At 33.8% G+C, this 18,927-nt stretch carries 16 protein-coding genes; 5 read left to right on the forward strand and 11 right to left on the reverse strand.

Annotated features, from left to right (window positions below; all coding sequences use genetic code 11):
• Positions 1-146 precede the first annotated feature (146 nt).
• From Q0Q96_RS12230 to Q0Q96_RS05200, 3 genes are all read left to right on the forward strand, one after another.
• The gene (locus tag Q0Q96_RS12230; RefSeq protein ID WP_366068995.1) at positions 147-335 is read left to right on the forward strand and encodes a TMEM175 family protein; all 189 of its coding nucleotides are present in this window, start codon (positions 147-149) and stop codon (positions 333-335) included.
• A complete protein-coding gene (locus Q0Q96_RS12235) occupies positions 332-559 on the forward strand; it encodes a hypothetical protein (protein WP_366068997.1) in 228 nt (75 codons plus the stop codon). Before Q0Q96_RS12230 ends, Q0Q96_RS12235 begins: the two co-directional genes overlap by 4 nt.
• Before the next feature lie 352 nt (positions 560-911).
• Entirely contained in the window at positions 912-1,403 is a 492-nt protein-coding gene (locus Q0Q96_RS05200) for a hypothetical protein (protein WP_293872172.1), read from the forward strand.
• A 49-nt stretch (positions 1,404-1,452) separates the two neighbouring features.
• On the opposite strand, the gene Q0Q96_RS05205 is transcribed toward Q0Q96_RS05200, so the two are convergent.
• The 9 genes from Q0Q96_RS05205 to Q0Q96_RS05245 all read right to left on the reverse strand — a co-directional run bounded on the left by Q0Q96_RS05205 (position 1,453) and on the right by Q0Q96_RS05245 (position 11,588).
• Positions 1,453-1,878, reverse strand: coding sequence for a hypothetical protein (locus Q0Q96_RS05205; protein ID WP_293872173.1), 426 nt, complete (start codon positions 1,876-1,878; stop codon positions 1,453-1,455).
• Entirely contained in the window at positions 1,875-3,014 is a 1,140-nt protein-coding gene (gene bshA / locus Q0Q96_RS05210) for an N-acetyl-alpha-D-glucosaminyl L-malate synthase BshA (RefSeq protein ID WP_293872174.1), read from the reverse strand. Before bshA ends, Q0Q96_RS05205 begins: the two co-directional genes overlap by 4 nt.
• 65 nt (positions 3,015-3,079) lie before the next feature.
• Positions 3,080-6,085 carry a glycoside hydrolase family 3 N-terminal domain-containing protein gene (locus Q0Q96_RS05215; protein ID WP_293872175.1) on the reverse strand — a complete coding sequence of 1,002 codons (3,006 nt, stop codon included), beginning with the start codon at positions 6,083-6,085 and terminating at the stop codon, positions 3,080-3,082.
• A gap of 10 nt (positions 6,086-6,095) precedes the next feature.
• Positions 6,096-6,578, reverse strand: coding sequence for an ABC transporter ATPase (locus tag Q0Q96_RS05220; RefSeq protein ID WP_293872176.1), 483 nt, complete (start codon positions 6,576-6,578; stop codon positions 6,096-6,098).
• Positions 6,579-6,678: 100 nt separating this feature from the next.
• Entirely contained in the window at positions 6,679-7,470 is a 792-nt protein-coding gene (locus tag Q0Q96_RS05225) for a (Fe-S)-binding protein (protein WP_293872177.1), read from the reverse strand.
• An 84-nt stretch (positions 7,471-7,554) separates the two neighbouring features.
• Entirely contained in the window at positions 7,555-8,001 is a 447-nt protein-coding gene (locus Q0Q96_RS05230) for a phosphoheptose isomerase (RefSeq protein ID WP_293872178.1), read from the reverse strand.
• A 79-nt stretch (positions 8,002-8,080) separates the two neighbouring features.
• Positions 8,081-9,385: a (Fe-S)-binding protein gene (locus Q0Q96_RS05235; protein ID WP_293872179.1), complete on the reverse strand. Its 1,305-nt coding sequence runs from the start codon at positions 9,383-9,385 to the stop codon at positions 8,081-8,083.
• 10 nt (positions 9,386-9,395) lie between these two features.
• Complete coding sequence (locus Q0Q96_RS05240; protein ID WP_293872180.1) at positions 9,396-10,352, reverse strand: MlaD family protein; 957 nt, start codon at positions 10,350-10,352, stop codon at positions 9,396-9,398.
• 51 nt (positions 10,353-10,403) lie between these two features.
• Positions 10,404-11,588 (reverse strand): N-acetylmuramoyl-L-alanine amidase, encoded by a 1,185-nt coding sequence (locus tag Q0Q96_RS05245; RefSeq protein WP_293872181.1) that lies wholly within the window; start codon positions 11,586-11,588, stop codon positions 10,404-10,406.
• A gap of 135 nt (positions 11,589-11,723) precedes the next feature.
• On the opposite strand from Q0Q96_RS05245, the gene Q0Q96_RS05250 reads away from it, so the two are divergent.
• Both Q0Q96_RS05250 and Q0Q96_RS05255 read left to right on the forward strand, forming a co-directional pair.
• Positions 11,724-14,393, forward strand: a complete 2,670-nt coding sequence (locus Q0Q96_RS05250; RefSeq protein WP_293872182.1) for a putative LPS assembly protein LptD — start codon at positions 11,724-11,726, stop codon at positions 14,391-14,393.
• 82 nt (positions 14,394-14,475) lie between these two features.
• Entirely contained in the window at positions 14,476-14,856 is a 381-nt protein-coding gene (locus tag Q0Q96_RS05255; protein WP_293872183.1) for a RidA family protein, read from the forward strand.
• A gap of 94 nt (positions 14,857-14,950) precedes the next feature.
• On the opposite strand, the gene Q0Q96_RS05260 is transcribed toward Q0Q96_RS05255, so the two are convergent.
• Complete coding sequence (locus Q0Q96_RS05260) at positions 14,951-18,004, reverse strand: efflux RND transporter permease subunit (protein WP_293872184.1); 3,054 nt, start codon at positions 18,002-18,004, stop codon at positions 14,951-14,953.
• 5 nt (positions 18,005-18,009) lie between these two features.
• The gene (locus Q0Q96_RS05265; protein ID WP_293872185.1) at positions 18,010-18,924 is read right to left on the reverse strand and encodes an efflux RND transporter periplasmic adaptor subunit; all 915 of its coding nucleotides are present in this window, start codon (positions 18,922-18,924) and stop codon (positions 18,010-18,012) included.
• Positions 18,925-18,927 lie beyond the last annotated feature (3 nt).

Here is an 18,927-nt window from a genome sequence, read left to right on the forward strand (position 1 = left end):
ACTGGTATGCACTCAAATCGATAATAAATGAAAATCAAAGCCCAGTGAACAAAACAATAGCCTTAATAGCTACTTCTTTTACAGCTTGGTATGAATTTAAAGACATAATTAATTTAACATATATAAATTAGACTAAAGCCATAAAAATGAATAAAACCAGAATAGAAGCTTTTAGCGACGGCGTTTTAGCAATTATCATCACCATCATGGTTTTAGAATTCAAACTTCCAGAAGGTGCTACTTTTGAGTCCTTAAGGCCTTTGTTGCCAATATTTTTGAGCTATGTTTTAAGTTTTATTTATATGGGGGTTATTGAAACAATCACCATCATATGATGCATACTGTTAAAGAAGTTGACGTAAAAATTTTATGGGCAAATTTGCATTTGCTATTTTGGTTATCTCTTATTCCCTTTGCAACCGCATGGATTGGCGAAAACCACTTTGTTGCATTCCCAATGATGTTGTACGGAATTATTTTGTTAATGAATGGAATTGCATATTTTATTTTACAAACTTTTATTGTTAATAATAACGGTAAAGAATCAGAATTGGTGTAGGTCATAGGAATTGATATCAAGGGAAAAGGATCTTTGGTGTTGTATGTTTTTGCAATAGTATTTGCTAATTTTTATATCCTAATCTCTGGAGGGATTTATATTTTTGTTGCCTTATTGTGGCTTGTTCCTGATAAACGGATTGAACGTATTTTTAAAGAGAAGTAATTCATTGACAACATAATTTATAACACTCGACTATTACAATTGATAAAAAATAAATTTTATAAAAGTAGTTTTAGTTTTAAATCTTTAAATATTTTATTAGAAAATTATATAAAAAATTTATGAAATTATGTAAAGAATGTGGCATAGTTTTTGTGTAATTTCGTGGAAACTAATTAAAAATTAAACAATGAAGAAAATTATTTTATTTGCAATTATGCTAATTGGATTAGCATTCACTGCACAGGCTCAAAAAATTTCGAAAAATGCATTAGGACTTCGACTTGGAGATAACGATGGTTTTGGCGGAGAAGTTTCTTATCAAAGAGGATTGTCTAAAAACAATCGTTTGGAGTTAGATTTGGGTTTTAGAAACAGTAAAGATGTTAATGCTTTTAAACTTGTAGGTTTGTACCAATGGGTTTGGGATATTGATAAAGGTTTTAATTGGTACGCAGGAGTTGGTGGAGGCGTTGGCAGTTGGAGTTATGACAAAAATGGTTACTCTGGGAGTGGAACTATCTTACTTGCTGCAGGAGATATAGGTATTGAATATAATTTTCAAGAAGCACCGATTCAACTGTCTTTAGATTTTAGACCTGAAATTTATTTTAATTCTGATAAGTATAGAGAGCGTAGTTTTGGTCCTGATATTGGACTTGGAATTCGTTACAGATTTTAATAAAAATTAAATACTATAAATAATCCTGTCTAACTTTAGACGGGATTATTTATTTGATAACAATAGGTTTCTTCGAGTTGACTTTTACAATTGTGTACGGATGTAGAGTTTCATTATCTGCAAAATTAACATCTATATTTTTTTGGGTGTCTTTAATGAATAATTCAATTTGAGTTGGAGTTTCTATCACTTTTTCAATCTTTATTTTGTTGTAGCTTTCCTTTGTTGACCCGGCATTCAGAATAATAAAACTGCTATTAGCAATATCGGTAGGTTTTATAATTTTGCGTAAAAATTTATCTCCCAAAAGCATTTTGATTTCCTTTGGCTCTGTCAGTATTTCGTAAAATTTAATATTAGCTCCACCATCGTTATTTATTGATAACACTTCAAACAACGACCTACTTGCTCCGTTTTTATTTGAAGAACAAGAGATTAAAAACAAAAGTATAATTACAGCAATTACTTTTTTCATTTTGCTTTACTTTTTAAGAGTGCTTTATGATACAATTCCTCATAAAGAGGTAATATGTTTTTTATATCAAATTGTTTTGCTGTAATTAGCGCATTTTTTTTAAAGGTAGTTAAAATCACCTCATCAGATAAAATTTTTAACGCGTTTTTAGCCATTCCGTCAATATCACCAACATCACTTAAGTATCCCGAAATTCCATCAAAATTGACTTCGGGTAATCCTCCAGAATTACTGGAAATAACTGGAACACTCCACGCCATAGCTTCTAAAGCTGCTAATCCAAAACTTTCGGTTTGTGATGGTAATAAAAACAAATCCGAATACGATAAAATCTGATCTATTTCATTGCTGTTCCCAAAGAAAATTACTTTGTCCTCAATCCCTAATTCCTGACATAATTGTTCTGCTCTTCTCTTTTCTGAACCGTCTCCAACCATCATTAATTTAGCTGGAATTTGTTCCTGAATTTTATAAAAAATCTTGATAATATCAGGAATGCGTTTTACTTTTCGAAAGTTGCTAATATGGGTAACGATGCGCTCTTCCTTTTTTGCCATGACGGACCGCTGACATGAAATTAATTTTTCATTCCGGATTTTGTCAAGTTCAATGAAGTTCGGAATTACATGAATTTCCTTTTTGATATTGAACAACTTATTGGTTTCATCTTTAAGACTTTGGGAAACCGAAGTCACCACATCCGATTTATTGATGCTAAAAGTCACCGCAGGTTTGTATACCGGATGATTTCCAACCAAAGTAATATCGGTACCGTGAAGCGTAGTAACCATTGGGATATAAATACCTTCATCTTTTAACATTTGCTTTGCCATATAACCAGCGTAAGCATGCGGAATGGCGTAATGTACATGCAGCAATTCTATTTTGTAGAGTTTAACCATATCCACTAGTTTGCTTGACAAGGCTAATTCATAGGGTTGGTAATGAAACAAAGGATATTCGGGAACATTTACCTCATGGTAATGAACTTTAGAATTTAATAACGCTAAACGCACAGGCTGACGATAGGTAATAAAATGAATTTCGTGACCTCGATGAGCCAATTCAAGTCCTAATTCGGTGGCTACTACACCACTTCCTCCAAAGGTAGGATAGCATACAATGGCTATTTTCATAGTGCATTTTTAATGCAACGAATTTAAGAAAAATACCAATAGTATAATGTAAAAAAAGTTAAAGATTATTTATCTATAATTGCATCCTGAATCACTTTTTGAATGTCTTCACGAATATTTTCTTTTGAAAGCATGTTTGGCAAATTAGAATCTGGAAAGGTTCTGTTAGAAAGAAAAATATAGATTATTTCGGTTTTTGGATCAGCCCAAGCCATAGTTCCAGTAAAACCAGTGTGCCCAAAACTATCCATAGAAACGCAACCGCAAGTTGGTCCTCCTCCACTTAATTGTGGTTTATCAAATCCTAAACCACGCCGATTGCCTTCGGCACAAAACCAACACGTATTGAAATCGTTAAATGTGGCTTCAGAAAAATACTGCTGTCCTCCATAATTTCCTTTTTGGAGATACATTTGCATCATTTTGGCAACATCCATCGTGTTTGAAAAAATACCTGCATGTCCGCCTACTCCATCTTCCATAGCGGCTTCCATATCATGAACATACCCTTGCACCGTCGTATGTCGAAAATAGTTGTCGATTTCTGTTGGTGCAATTACGCTTTTATCAAACCTTTTTAACGGATTATACAAGGTATTGTTCATCCCAAGTGTTTTAAAAAAATTGTCAGCTGCCAAATCCTCTAACTTTTTCCCAGTAATTTTTTGCAAATATTGTTTCAAAATAATAAACGTAAAATCACTGTAACGGTATTCTTTTTTATCAATTAATGGGCTGTTGATGATTTTCTTCATAATAGTATCATGATAATCATCACGCAAAAACAAACTATCAGAAACTCTCTTGGTAAATCCTTGGGTAAAAACTTTTTTATAATATTTATCCATAGGCTTTTTGGCTGAATCCAAAGTAGTTTTATAAAACGGAATCCATGCTTGCATTCTGCCATAATGAGAGAGCAATTCTTTGAATGTCATTTGTTGCTTATTCGATCCTTTGAATATAGGTAACATATCCCCCAAAAGCGTTTCAAGCGCAACTTTCTTTTGATCATAAATCTGCATTACATTGGGTAATGTAGCAACTATTTTAGTTAACGAAGCTACATCAAACAAGTCAGTATTTTTTACTTTAACATTGCCTTCGTAAGTTTGTTTACCAAAGGATTTTTGGTATATTACCTTACCTTTTCGAGCCACTAAAATTTGCATTCCTGGAGCCATTTTACCATCAATGGTTTTTTGTGCAATGGTTTCTATTTGCTTTAATTTTTCAGAATTCATCCCAACATTTTCTGGAATAGAGAAGCCTAAACGATTAAGTTTTGCGGTTGTCAAACCATCTCCAACTTTAAAAATATCATTGATTGACACGGGCAATTTCCCTTTGGATTCTATAGCTCCAAAAAGTAATTCGGCAGAAACTAGCTGCGCTATATCTTGATTTTGATATGAAACTATCAATCCTTTAATAGCATCAAAGTTTTGAATTTGCGACAATACATAAGGCTTGGCGAAACAATCTAAAATAACGTTGTTTTGTTTTCCAACCTTATCAATGATTTGCAATTCAATATCAGTAAACACAGGTACTTTCCACCAAGATTTATCTGACTTGTGATAACCAATAATTACGGTATTAAAACTTTTTAATTTGATTAATAAAGAATCAACATTGGCATCCGAAATCTCGGTAACTTCTGTATATTTCTTGAGTGTATTTACAAAGGTATTATTCGTATCATCACCAAGTTTTAAATAAGCAATTTTCTGATTTAAATCTTTTATTGGCAGTATTGCATCAGCGTTTTTTACAACTGTAACTGCATTTTCGTATAGCTCATATTGCAATTGCTCATTACTATTTGGATTTATATCGTGGTATAAATTTATAGGCTCTACGGATTTGTATTTATTTAGGCCTGCCTTGAATTTATAATGTAAAATCTTTTTTACTGATTCGGCTAAACGCGTTTCAGAAATTAGGCTGTCTTGATACGCCATACAAATTTTTTCATACGCAAGTGGAACGTTTTCGGCAAAAAGCAAAATGTCATTTCCGGCAAGAAAAGCCTCTAAATCTATATCGCCAGGTTTTCTGAAATTACTCGCTCCTTTCATATTCAAAGCATCTGTAAAAATAAGTCCGTCAAAACCCAATTCGTTTTTCAGAATATTGGTTACTACATTATAAGAAATAGAAGTTGGATACCCTTCTCTTGGCTCTAGACTAGGCACATTCAAATGCGCTACCATTACTGAAACCAAGCCTTCATCAAACATTCTTTTGTAGGGATACAATTCTACTTTTTGTAAGTGATCCAAAGAAGCATTTACAGTTGGTAACGAAGTATGCGAATCGGTTGCTGTATCACCATGTCCCGGAAAATGTTTTCCAGTTGAAAATAATCCTTGACCTTGTACGCCATTCATCAAAGCAATAGCATGCTCGGTAACGTTGACTTTATTTTCCCCAAAAGAACGATACCCAATAATTGGGTTTTTAGGATTGGTATTAATATCCAAAACGGGTGCAAAATTGAAATGAACACCCATCCTTTTACTCTCTTTTGCCATACTAACTCCCACTTTTTCTATCAATTTTAAATCTCTGATAGCGCCCAATGTCATATTAAAAGGATAACGAAATGTAGAATCCAAACGCATACTTAATCCCCATTCGGCATCAATGCCAATGAATAATGGAATTTTGGATTTAGACTGAAAATGATTAGTCAATTTGGCTTGGCGAAAAGGACCGCCTTGAAAAAATATTAAGCCACCAATTTTATTTTCAGTAATTAGTTTGTCGATGTCTGTTTCATGGGTGGCATCTCTGTTTGAATAAGCCGCAATCATAAATAATTGGCCCACTTTTTCTTCGAAGGAAAGTTGTTTGTAAATACTATCAACCCAATGTGTTTCGGCAACTGTTTCTGGGAAAAAAATTTTTCTGTTCGATTTCAGTTGTGGAATATAAATTTCTTCATCTTCAGCAATTGCAGCCTTGGTCAAAGTTGTTGTGGTAGGCAAAACCTTGGTGGACGAACAATTCGTAACCAAAAACGATACCATCGCCAAAATGCTTATTTTGAACCAAAGACTCTTCATGTAAAAAGGATTAAAAGAAACGGCTATGCCAACTTTCTCCAGCAGGAACTTCCCAGTTTTCGTTAAATTCTTCGATGGTATTGACTAAATTATTGAAAACAATAGTATTTTCATTAACCGCTTTTTCTTTGGCCATTCGTTTAAAATCAAGTAATGATTTATATGCGATGTGCGCTCCGTTTTTGAAAGTTACATTCATTTTATCTAATAAATCGACTTGGTATTTTTGTTCCAGATTTTGGACAAAAGCAACAGATGCATCAATAGAACAGCCTGTTACGCTCTGTATTTCTTGATTGACCGCTAAAATTATAAAACGATTATATTTCAAAAGATAAGATGCTTCTAATCCTGTTCCGTGTGCTGACCAATTTTCAATAAATGGTCGTAACTCTTTTTCGATTTCATCGATTTCGTCGTCTGAAAATTTTCGGTTAGATTGGTAAATCCATATTTTAGATTCTTCGGGTAAATTATCAAAGGGAACGTACATAATAATTATGAATTTTTAAATTATGAATTATGAGTTTGAATTTTGATAATTGGGGTTGAATTCAAATTATCAATTATTCATTATCAATTGTCAAGTAATATTATAAATCTTGTGCGTTGGCTATTAATTCGGCTATGTCCATAACCTTGACATGGGTTTCTTTTTCTTTGGCTTTTACACCGTCTGTCATCATGGTGTTGCAAAATGGACATCCTGCAGCAATGATTTCTGGGTTTGTTTCCTGAGCTTCTTCAGTTCTTTCAATATTAATGTCTTTATTACCGTTTTCTGGTTCTTTGAACATTTGTGCTCCACCCGCACCACAGCATAATCCGTTGGCTCGTGAGCGTTTCATTTCGACCAATTCGGCATCTAGTTTTTTAATTAAATCTCTTGGCGCTTCATAAATGTTATTGGCTCGACCTAAATAGCAGGGGTCATGAAAGGTGATTTTTTTTCCTTTGAATTGTCCACCTTCAATCGTTAATCTTCCCGTATCGAGAAGCGATTTCATGAATTCTGTATGATGAATTACTTCATATTTTCCGCCTAATTCTGGATATTCGTTTTTTAAAGTATTAAAACAATGCGGACAAGCGGTGACAATTTTTTTAGCTTCATACGCATTCAAAACTTCAATGTTCATAAGAGCTTGCATTTGGAACAAAAATTCATTTCCTGCTCTTTTTGCAGGATCACCTGTGCAGCTTTCTTCAGTTCCAAGTACCGCAAAATCTACTTTAGCACGGTTTAAAATACGAACAAATGCTTTGGTTATTTTCTTTGCCCTGTCGTCAAAACTACCAGCACAACCAACCCAAAATAATACTTCGGGTTGCTTTCCTTGAGCCATCATTTCTGCCATGGTTGGCACATTTAATACTTCTGACATATTTGTTAATTTGGTTATGTGGTTATTTGATTATTTGTTAATTCGGCTATTTCAAATAACCAAATCCACAAATAACCGAATTACCTATTCGTGGTGTTCATCATCAAATACCTCGATGGTGACTTCTTTTTCTATTAAATCGGTAAATTTTCCTCTGTAACGAGTGGCTTTTACCAAGTGATTATCTATCCAGTGGTAATTGCCTCCTCGTGGTTTTCCGAAAAGTATTCCGTGGTATTTGAAGCCAAATTTTTTTAACCAAATTTCGGTATATTCTCGGTGTGCTTCTGTTCGTGATGTGAAGAAAAATATAATATGGCCTTCATCATACCACTTGTTCAAAGTTATTAAAGCATCATGATAAACCTCTGCGGTCAACATTCGCTCTGGTTCTTCGTTTGGAATATCGTCACAAACCGTTCCGTCTATATCGATTAAATAATTCTTAATTCCTTCTGGTAAAATGGGACTTAACTGTTGTCCGTTTTCTGTGATGCTTTGCAGTTTTTTGTCAATGTCTTCCGCTTTCATTTTTTTAAAATTTTATTATTTCACATTCATTAGACAAATTCCCAAGTCTCACGTTTATGGCAATTTGATTTTTATTAAATTAGTTTTCGTTTTTCCAGTTTAATCGATCTTGTTGGTTGTATTGCCAAGGCGCACCATTATTTTCAATATTGGTCATCATTGCATTTAATGATTGTGGTGCCGCACTTTGTTCCATAACCAAATATCTTCGCATGTCCATAATAATGGATAACGGACTTATATTTACAGGACATTCTTCAACACAAGCATTGCAGGAAGTACAAGCCCAGAGTTCTTCAGGAGTGATGTAGTCATTTAATAATGCTTTATTATCAGGAACAAAACTTTTATTGGTGTCAATATTTCGTCCTACTTCTTCAATTCTGTCACGGGTGTCCATCATGATTTTACGCGGCGACAATTTTTTGCCGGTTATGTTTGCGGGACAAACAGAAGTACAACGACCACATTCGGTACAAGTGTATGCATTTAATAGCTGTACCCAATTCAAATCCTGCACATCAGAAGCTCCAAATTTACTTGGAGTGGCATTAACATCAACAGATTCTGCTGCATACGGATTGGCATTGGGATCCATCATCAACTTTATTTCTTTGGTAACACTTTCTAAATTATCGAATTGTCCTTTTGGATTCAAATCAGCAAAAAATGTATTTGGAAAAGCCAAAAGAATATGTAAGTGTTTTGAATAATATAAATAATTTAAGAACATTAAAATCCCTATAATATGCAACCACCAGGCTATTCGTTCGATAGCCTCGACCTGAACAATATCCAAAGATTTAAACCACGGATTAATAAATTGTGATATGACATTTCCTGAATTCATCCCCTGAAAATGCAAATCTGTAGCATTCATTATGAGGAACAATGACATCAAAACAATTTCGAAGTACAAAATTACATCAGCATCTTTTTTTGGTGCGCCTTTCAAATCAGGGCTTGCGAAACGTTTTAGTTTTACAACATTTCGTCGAAGCCAAAAAACAATCACCGCGACTAAAACTAAAACTGCCAAAATTTCAAAGGAACCAATGAGGAAACTATAAAATCCTCCGAGGAATGAAAATATTCTATGTGTTCCCAATAATCCGTCAATGATAATTTCAAGGACTTCAATGTTGATAATAACAAAGCCAACATAAACGATAACATGAAGAAATCCAGCGATTGGTTTTTTTACCATTTTGGACTGTCCAAGTGCTATTCTGAACATGTTTTTCCAGCGCGCGGATTGATTATCAGAGCGATTGACAGTATGACCCAAATTGATATTGCGTTGAAGTTTTTTTACATTTTTAACAAAAAAACTTATTCCCCCAAAAAGAATAATAGCAAACAGCATGTTTTGGATATACATCATGGCTATAGTTTTACTTTTTTATAGTATCGTTTACAGGTGATTTATAAGGTTTGTTTTTCTTTCCAAACAGCGAAACATTTACATAACGAGTTGGATTTAAACGTAAATCTTGAAGCAACAATTCTAGCTCTTTTGATGATTTGGTGAAATTATTATACAGCGTTTCGTCTTTTGTTAATTTGCCCAAAGTTCCTTTTCCTGATTGAACATCTGATATTATTTTATCAACACTTGCTAATGTTTTTTCTAAATTTTTAACAGTTTTTCCAATGTTAATTTTTGCTAAAGAATCAGAAATCTTGGCGAAATTAGCAGCTGTTTTATCAAAGTTAGTAACGGTAGAGCTGATTTTACCTTTATTGTCGACCAACATTTCATTAACATTTTTTGAAGCTACTTTAAATTCATTGAGAGTAATATCTAAATTGGCAATGCTATTTTTTATATTTTCTTTGGTTTTCACATCCAAAACAGAATTAACATTCTTTAATAACAAATCCGCAGAAACTACCATTTTCTCGACTTTTTCTTGGAGTGGTGTTAAACGTTGCGCTACTAAAGTGGTCAACCCAGGCTTGACATCTCCTCGTAGCATAGCCCCGGATTCAGCAATAGTTGTATCATCAAAATTAGGATTAATCATAATTTGCTTTCCGCCAATTAATCCAGGCTCATAAATAGATGCTATACTGGATTTTGAAAAAGGAAAATCTGATTTTATTTGGAGTTCAACCCGAATTATTCCTGAATTATTTAGAAATTCTATTTTGTGGACTTTACCGACGATTAATCCATTGATGGTTACTGGCGCGGCTTTCAACAAACCTTCTACATTATCATACTGAACATAAAAAGTTTTGTAATTGGTTAGTAAGTCTCTTCCTTTTAGGTAACTATAACCCCAAATAAACAGTAAAATAGAGGCTATAACTAATATTGCGGTCTTAATTTCTCTAGTAATTTTCAATGCTGATATTTTTTTTGCAAAGTTAAAATAAAATCTTGTAACTCCTTGTTATTATTGTTTTAATGCATCTTGAACAGAAACTTTTTTGCCGTTTTTGAAAGCAATTATAAAAGCAGAATTGTAGCCTTTTGATTTAGCTTCTACAAGTAAGCGTTTGGCTTGATCATAATTAGTGGTTTCACCGTACATGTATTTGTATAAATTACCTTCAGAAATAATTGAAATAGTATTTAAACCATTAAAATTACTGGGAACAAGTTCTAATTTCTTTCCACTTGCTGAAAGTTGTACTTTGAACGAAGCTTCAACAGAAGACACAACTTCTTTTTTTACTTCTGGTTTTGTTTCTGGTTTTGCTTCTGGTTTTTTGATTACGGTAGGCGTTTTTACTAAAGGTTTTTTTATGGCCGAATCGATAACTTTTGCAGGCACTACTTTTTGAGAAGGTTTAATTATCGCATCGCTATCACTCGCACCAAAATATTCTTTTTTGTAACTTATAATTGCATTGGCAATAGATTCAGCAATTTCTTGTTGTCCGTCTTCCGAATCTAATTTTGATCCTTCTGTTTGATTTGAGATAAAACCCATTTCTATCAAGATTCTTGGCATGTAGGCTTTGTGCAAAACCATGTAAGGCGCTTGCTTTACTCCACGGCTTTTTTTGCCAACTTTCATAAATTGTTCTTGAACTTTTCCTGCCAATGCAATGCTGTTGTTAAGATATTCTTCACCCATCATTGTGAGACCAATCATTGATTCTGGTGATTTTGGGTCAAATCCTTCGTATTTTTGTTTGTAATCTTTCTCTAAAGTAATTACGGAGTTTTCTCTTTTTGCCGCCTCAAGGTTGGATGCGTTTTTGGATAAACCCATTACATAAGTTTCACAACCATCTGCGGCATTATTTGGATTCGCATTACAATGTATGGAGACAAAAATATTGGCATCAGCACGGTTCGCAATATTAGCGCGCTCAACCAAATCTATAAACTGATCTGTTTTACGAGTGTAAAAAACATCAATACTTGCGTTTTTTTCCAATAATTTACCCACTTTTAGCACTACTGCCAAAGCAATATTTTTTTCAATGTGACCATGATATACAGCACCATAATCGTGATCTCCATGTCCAGCATCAAGGGTAACTTTAAATTTGGCCTGACCAAAAATAGAATTTGAAGCTAAAAAAAATATAGCTGTGCAAAAATAGGTGCAGTATTTGGTGTTATTCATAAGAATATAAAAAGTTAATTTTAATTAAAACCGAAAGGTTATAAAACCATATTTCCTTATTTTTGACCGAAAATATTGTTTAAGTTTGTCACGTCAAAAATCAATCCATATTTCTACAAAAATAGCATTAAACCGTTGCAAAGAAACTTATTTTATATCGTTTTTTTAACAATTTTCCTAACATTAGGAAGGCAAAAAGCATATTCACAAGAATTATCCAAGAAAAAGAAATCTTTTGCTCCTAAAAATCAAATAGATACACCCAAAAAAGCAATCGAAAGCAGTCCTAAAGCCACTGACACTATCAAACTCGATAGCATCAAAAAGAAAAAACCCATCCTAGAAGGAAAGGTTAAATACAAAGCGCTAAAATCTGCTAAAATTGACCAAAAGAAAAAGTTGGTTACTTTGTATGACAAAGCCGAATTATATTACCAAGATATTGAATTAAAATCGGGGATTATTGTTTTTGATTACCAAAAAAATGAAGTTTATGCAGGTAGAATTAAAGATTCAACGGGAGCGTTTACCCAACGACCTGTTTTTAAACAAGGTACAAATGTTATAGAACCTGATTCTATTCGATTTAATTATAAAACAAAAAAAGCATTAGTTTGGAATTCAAGAACAGACCAAGGCGAATTTAAAGTAAAAGCTCAAGTTACTAAAAAAGAAAACGATTCGGTTTACTTCATGAAAAGTGCTCGGTTTACCACTGCCAAAGACATCGATGATCCCGAATATTATTTTCAAACCAGCAAAGTAAAACTTGTTCCTGGTAAAAAAATTGTAGTTGGTTTCACCAATATGGTCATTGCCGACGTACCTACTCCCATATCGTTGCCATTTGCATTTTTTCCAATGACCGAAAAAAGTCGTTCGGGTTTAATCATACCTTCTTACAATGACAGTAATACTCGAGGATTTTCATTGCAAAATGGAGGATATTATTTTGCATTAAGCGATAATTATGATTTGGCTATTTTAGGAGATTATTACACCAACGGAAGTTATGCCATGCGTTTTCAATCTTCCTATGCAAAAAAATATAAGTTTTTAGGAAACGTGAATATCCGATTTGAAAATCTAATCAATAGCGAAAGAGGTTATCCTGATTATTCGGTAACCAATATTTACAACATTCAGTGGACGCACTCTAAAGATGCAAAATCTAACCCAAATTCTCGATTTTCGGCTTCGGTAAACTTGGGAAGTAGCAAATATTTTGTGAATTCTCTCAATCAAAGTAACGTGGGTTCAAGATTAAATAATTCCTTAAGTTCCTCTATTTCATATTCAAAAACGTTTAATACAATTCCACAAGTCAATTTATCATTGACGGCAACGCATTCTCAAAATACCAATACCCAAGAAATTAACATGACCTTACCGACCTTTCAGTTAAGTGTCGACAGAATGTATCCCTTTGCTCCAAAAAATGGCGTCAAAAAAGGTTTTTTTAAGAATATCAATTTGCAGTACAATGTAAGAGGCGAAAACCGGATTGTAACGAACGATGCATTTTTCTTCAAATCACAAATGTTTAATGATGCTAAAGTAGGTTTTCAACACAGTATTCCCTTGAGCACAAATTTTAAAGTGTTCAAATATTTTAGCGCTACAACCTCATTGAATTATAACGAGGTGTGGTATTTAAAAACTATACGAAAACAGTATGATCCTATCCTAAATAAAGAAGCTGTGGTAGATGTAAAAGGTTTTGATGCTTTTAGAACCTACTCATTCTCTGCAGGATTAGGAACCACAATTTATGGAACTTTTAAATTTGGTGAAAACAAAAAAATTCAGGCCATACGTCATGTAATACGACCAAACGTTTCGTATAGTTATACGCCCAGTTTTTCAAAATATTATGACACGTATGATTCTGACGGAAGCGGCACTATGATTAAGGATTATACCCGATTTGAAGGTGGAATGTTTGGTTCACCAGGAAAAAATATGTCAAACAATGTGGGATTCAATTTGAGTAATACTTTTGAGGCCAAAGTAACCGACAAAGATTCGACTAAAACAGAACCAAAGAAAGTAATGTTGTTAAACAATTTAAACTTTTCAACAAGTTATGATATTACTGCCGATTCGTTGAAATGGTCACCAATGCGAGTGAGTGGCGGAACACAATTACTGAAACAAAAAATGAATATTAACTTTGCAGCAACCTTGGATCCTTATGCTGTAAACAATGCTGGAAAAAAAATTAATACTTGGAACATAGACAATGGCGGCAGTTTGTTTAGAATGACAAGTGCCAATATGACTTTGAGCTACATTTTTTCGAGCAGGGATGGGCAAAATTCTGAAAAGAAAAACACACAAGGCAAGCAAAATGGCGGACGCGAAGACGATTTATTTGGTAATAATACTGACTTGAGCGATAGAAGAAAAAGTCAGTTTAAAGACGATGATAAAAATAAAGGCGATACACCGTCAGAATTTTTTAAATACAAATTGCCGTGGGATATGAACTTTGCCTACTCGTTAACGTATTCTAACAATAGTCGAGAGAAAAAAATAACCGGAAACTCAATAATGGTTTCTATGAATACCGATTTAACACCCAAATGGAAAGTCGGTGTTTCCACTGGCTATGATTTAGTATTAAAAGGGGTTACCTTTACACAGCTCCGTTTTGAAAGAGATTTATTAAGTTGGCGCATGGATTTTAACTGGGTTCCCTTCGGTCCAAATCCCTACTGGGGATTCTTTATTGGAATAAAAGCCGGAGTATTGAGCGACATTAAATATGATAAGCGAAATCAGGCGGATAGTATTATTAGATAAAGTCCGTCGTATAAACACTTAAATTCTCTTTACATTATTTCATAAAACGATGAAATATTTCAGTACTATAAATGGACACAAAATGAAAAAAATAATTTTTACCGATAAAGCCCCAGCACCAATTGGACCTTACAGTCAAGCAGTTTTAGTTGGAAATACCTTGTACACTTCGGGTCAAATTGCATTAAACCCTGTAACTATGGAATTGGTTCTTGATACTATTGAAAACGAGACCAAGCAAGTAATGGAAAACATGAAAACCGTTTTAGCGGCTGCTAATATGACTTTTGATAACGTTGCTAAAACCAGCATTTTTATAATGAATATGTGCGATTTTGCTCGTATAAATACGATTTATTCGCAGTATTTTGATGAGAAAACGGCACCAGCACGCGAAACGGTGCAAGTTGCTGGTTTACCCAAAGGCGTAAATATCGAGATTTCGATGGTCGCAGTTTTGTAATATACACTAAACTTTTACTTGTTTTATAGTACGTTTTAAGAACTAATTTTTAGACATAGTTCAACGAAGTATATTAAATTTATAACTATCTAATTTATTCCATGTGTTTGAAATGCTTTTCATTTTTATAAACTTGTGCTAATAAACTAGGCAAAACAACAAGCAATAAAGGCATGGCAATAAGAAACCCACCAATTACAGCAATAGCTAATGGTTGATGCAGTTCTGAACCGGTTCCTACCCCAATTGCTAATGGTAAAAGTGCAATGATAGCGCCCAAAGCAGTCATTAACTTGGGCCGCAATCGAGTTGAAATAGAATAAATTATTGACTGATTTACATTTCTTGTCAGTTTGAAAGTTTCTCTAAATTGAAGAAATGTAAAAATGGCGTTTTCGGCAATAATACCCACAATCATAATAATTCCTGTATAACTTCCAACATTTAAAGGCGTTTTGGTCATAAAGAGCAATATATAACTTCCCGAAATTCCTAAAACAGAGATTAAAAGAATAACAAATGCAATTCTGAAATCTCTAAAGAGAAATAAAATTACACCAAAAACCAATAAGGATGAGGCAATTAAAATCAACAATAGTTCCTTGAAAGATTGTTGTTGATCCTTGTAAGCTCCAGCATATTCGATGTAATATCCATTTGGCATATGAATATCCGCAGTAACTTTGGTCTGAATCTCATTCATTACACTTCCCAAATCTCGATTGTCCAATCTTCCCGTAATTACACTCATCATTTGGAGGTTTTCGCGTTGAATTTCGGCAACACCTTTTTCAATAGTAATAGTAACTAAACTCGAAATGGCTACCGTTTTTCCATTTGGTAAAAATATTTTGAGTTGTTTAATATCTTCTAAACTTCGTTTTTGACCGTTTGCATAAATCAATCTAATAGGAGTTTGTTTTTCATTTTCAAGCAAACTTCCCACTACATTGCCTTCTAGAGCAGTTTGCATTTGAAATTGCAAATCGGTTGGAGTAATGCCATATTGTGCCAACTGCGCATAATTTGGAACAATATTTATTGCTGGTCCCGCCAAAACAATTCCGTCAAAAACATCTGCCGTTCCTTTAACTTTTTTTACAATGCTGGTAACATCTTTAGCAATTTTTTGTAATTCAATTTGGTTGTTTCCATACACTTTTACTTCTATCGGTGAAACCGAACTCATTAAATCGCCGAGCATATCCATCATTACTTGTCCAAAATCTACGCGTAGCGCTGGTTGCGTAGCCTCTACTTTGGTACGAATTTCATCAATAACATCGTTACTGGTTTTGTTACGATTTTTTTTTAATTGAATAAGGTAATCTCCACGATTTGGTTCTGTGATAAAAAATCCCATTTGTGTACCTGTTCTGCGACTGTATGCATCAACTTCGGGAATTTTTATGATAATTTTTTCAACTTCGTTCAGCATTCTATCTGTTTCCTCAAGCGAAGTTCCTGGTGGACTTTGATAATCTAAAACAATACTTCCTTCATCCATTTCTGGTAAAAATCCTGTTTCTAAATTGGGCAAAATTATCAAAATAGAAAGTACTAAAACAATGCAAAAAACAATACTAATTGTTGGTTTTCCAATAAAATACGCAACCCAATTTTGAGTTTTAACTTCGGGAATTTTGATTTCATTTTGAACTTCATTTGTAGCATTATCATTTTTAGATAATAACAAATAAACAACTGGAAGCAACAACCAAGTTACAAAAAAGGAGCACACTAAAGTGATAATCATCGTGTCGGTCAGTACTTTAAAATAAGAACCTGCTACGCCACTCATCAATACAAATGGGATAAAAATTACAATCGTGCTAATGGACGAACCTACCATTGCTGGAAATAAATAGTGAATTGCTTTTTGTACTAGCGATACAGTGGGTTCATCTGGATGCTCTTCGTGTGTGCGATGAATTTGTTCAACAACTACAATGGCGTCATCTATAATTAATCCTAAAGCAGCAGCAATAGCGCCTAAAGTCATAATATTGAAGGTGTTTCCTGTGAGGTATAAAACCATCAATGTTAATCCCAATGTTACCGGAATTATTATCAAAATTGTAGCACTAGCTTTAGCGGATTTCAAAAATAGAACAGCAACGATGATGGCTAATAATAATCCAATCAACAAACTATCGGTCACGCTTTTCACAGCATCGTTTACAAAAGTAGCTTGCTGATAATAGGGTGTAATTTTAATGCCGCTTGGGAGTATTTTTTTTAAAACTGTGAGTTTAGAATTCATGGCATCCGTTAGCGCAATCAAGTTGGCATTGGGTTGTTTTATAACGGCTACCAAGATACTTTCCTTGCCATTGGCATTGACTTTTATATATTCTTTGGCTTCTCTTATTTCAACGTTTGAAATATCTTTTAGTGTTACAATTCCTTTTCCGTTATTGCTTATGACGAGGTTTTCGAGTTCTTCTTTTTTATCGACTTGCGCATCAGTAATAGTTAAATACAAATAGCGATAATCAGATAAATAACCGTTGGATTTTATAAAATTAGTCTGGTTTAAAACTTGCGTGATGGCACTTGGAGAAATTCCTAACGCAGACATTTTATTAAAATCTAACGCCAACCAATATTCTTTTTCTTTTCCTCCGATGATGCGAATTTCCGAAACGCCTTCAATTTGCGAGAGAAAGGGTTTGATAGTAAAATTGGCCAATTTCTTGAGTTCAATTGCTGATTTTCCACTGCCTTCGATAGCATAACCAATAACAGGAAGTATGGAGGGATTCATTTTTTCGACCGTAATTTGAACATTTGCGGGCAAATTATTTTGAATTTGACTAATTTGTTCTTCGATACGTGTTTTACTCATATCAACATCTGCCTTCCAGTCCATAAAAGCTGAAATTTCGCAACTTCCTCTGCTGGTGGTACTGCGAACGGTTTTTAAATCTTGTACTTTTTTGATGGCATTTTCAAGCGGTTTGGTTACCGTAATCATCATTTTGTTAATGGGTTGCTGACCTGCATCGGCAATGATTTTTATTTTTGGAAATGTAATTTCGGGGAACAAACTCGTTTGCATTTTGGAATACACAAAAAATCCTCCTAAAATAATTAGGAAAATCATCGCACTTAAACCGTTTTTATGTTTTACAAAGAAGTTGTTCATTAGAATTATTTTTTTACCACTTTCACCTTAATCGTATCGGCAACTCCATAATTTCCTGTTAGCAAAATTTTGTCTTCAAGAGTTAAAACGGGCGATACGATTTCAATTTTGTTTTCGGTTTGAATGCCTTTTGTTATCGGGATTTTAATAGCGGTATTGGCGTTTATCATTTTCATAATCCAAAATTTAGTTTCGGTTTCATCACTCAACACTGCAGATTTTGGTACCGATATGGATTTTGCATTCGATCCTTTGTTGATTCTAACTTTTACTATTAAATTCTCGGGGATGTCTTGTTTACCGTTTATTTTTAAGACAACATTTTGCGTTTGCGACGCTGCGTCAACCGTTGGTGAAAATTTTTGAACCGTTGCTGTTCTGGAAGTAGCATCGGGCAAAGTAACAGTCAATTGTTTCCCTATGGCAATATATTTTTTCAATTCAAAAGGCAAACTCAATAGTATTGCAAAACTTTTGGTATCATTTATTGTAACTAAAACATCACCATCCTGAACATAATCGCCTTGTTGCACATTGACCATAGTTACAATTCCGTTTGTGTTAGAACGCACCCGAATGGCACCACCAAACTGGAGCGAGGGATCTATTTTATTGATAGTATTTCCTAAAACTTTTGCTTCACGAGTTTTGATAGAAAATAATTCTTTTCCGATAGTTACCAAATCATTTGTTGCCACATTGACCGAATTTAAATAACCCGTTGCATTGGCTTTAATAGTGTTTTTTACTAGATAAGTGGCAGTTGCATTAAGATCAATATAACTTGCGATTCCCAATGTATCAATTGTAGTTAAAGTTACCGGAACCCTAACATCTATTGGTTTTTCGGCTACTGTAGCGTCTTTACAAGAAGTAAAAAAGACAGCAAGCAGCATATAAAACAGTATATAATTCTTCATAAT

Origin of the sequence: Flavobacterium sp., from assembly GCF_025352015.1 — a bacterium.
Taxonomy (GTDB): Bacteria; Bacteroidota; Bacteroidia; order Flavobacteriales; family Flavobacteriaceae; genus Flavobacterium.

Coding starts and splice junctions, on each gene's coding strand:
- Q0Q96_RS05200 (WP_293872172.1), top strand. CDS start 912: ATGAAGAAAATTATTTTATTTGCAATTATGCTAATTGGATTAGCATTC.
- Q0Q96_RS05225 (WP_293872177.1), bottom strand. CDS start 7,470: ATGTCAGAAGTATTAAATGTGCCAACCATGGCAGAAATGATGGCTCAA.
- Q0Q96_RS05265 (WP_293872185.1), bottom strand. CDS start 18,924: ATGAAGAATTATATACTGTTTTATATGCTGCTTGCTGTCTTTTTTACT.
- Q0Q96_RS05255 (WP_293872183.1), top strand. CDS start 14,476: ATGAAAAAAATAATTTTTACCGATAAAGCCCCAGCACCAATTGGACCT.
- Q0Q96_RS05230 (WP_293872178.1), bottom strand. CDS start 8,001: ATGAAAGCGGAAGACATTGACAAAAAACTGCAAAGCATCACAGAAAAC.
- bshA (WP_293872174.1), bottom strand. CDS start 3,014: ATGAAAATAGCCATTGTATGCTATCCTACCTTTGGAGGAAGTGGTGTA.
- Q0Q96_RS05205 (WP_293872173.1), bottom strand. CDS start 1,878: ATGAAAAAAGTAATTGCTGTAATTATACTTTTGTTTTTAATCTCTTGT.
- Q0Q96_RS12235 (WP_366068997.1), top strand. CDS start 332: ATGATGCATACTGTTAAAGAAGTTGACGTAAAAATTTTATGGGCAAAT.
- Q0Q96_RS05235 (WP_293872179.1), bottom strand. CDS start 9,385: ATGATGTATATCCAAAACATGCTGTTTGCTATTATTCTTTTTGGGGGA.
- Q0Q96_RS05260 (WP_293872184.1), bottom strand. CDS start 18,004: ATGAACAACTTCTTTGTAAAACATAAAAACGGTTTAAGTGCGATGATT.
- Q0Q96_RS12230 (WP_366068995.1), top strand. CDS start 147: ATGAATAAAACCAGAATAGAAGCTTTTAGCGACGGCGTTTTAGCAATT.
- Q0Q96_RS05215 (WP_293872175.1), bottom strand. CDS start 6,085: ATGAAGAGTCTTTGGTTCAAAATAAGCATTTTGGCGATGGTATCGTTT.
- Q0Q96_RS05245 (WP_293872181.1), bottom strand. CDS start 11,588: ATGAATAACACCAAATACTGCACCTATTTTTGCACAGCTATATTTTTT.
- Q0Q96_RS05220 (WP_293872176.1), bottom strand. CDS start 6,578: ATGTACGTTCCCTTTGATAATTTACCCGAAGAATCTAAAATATGGATT.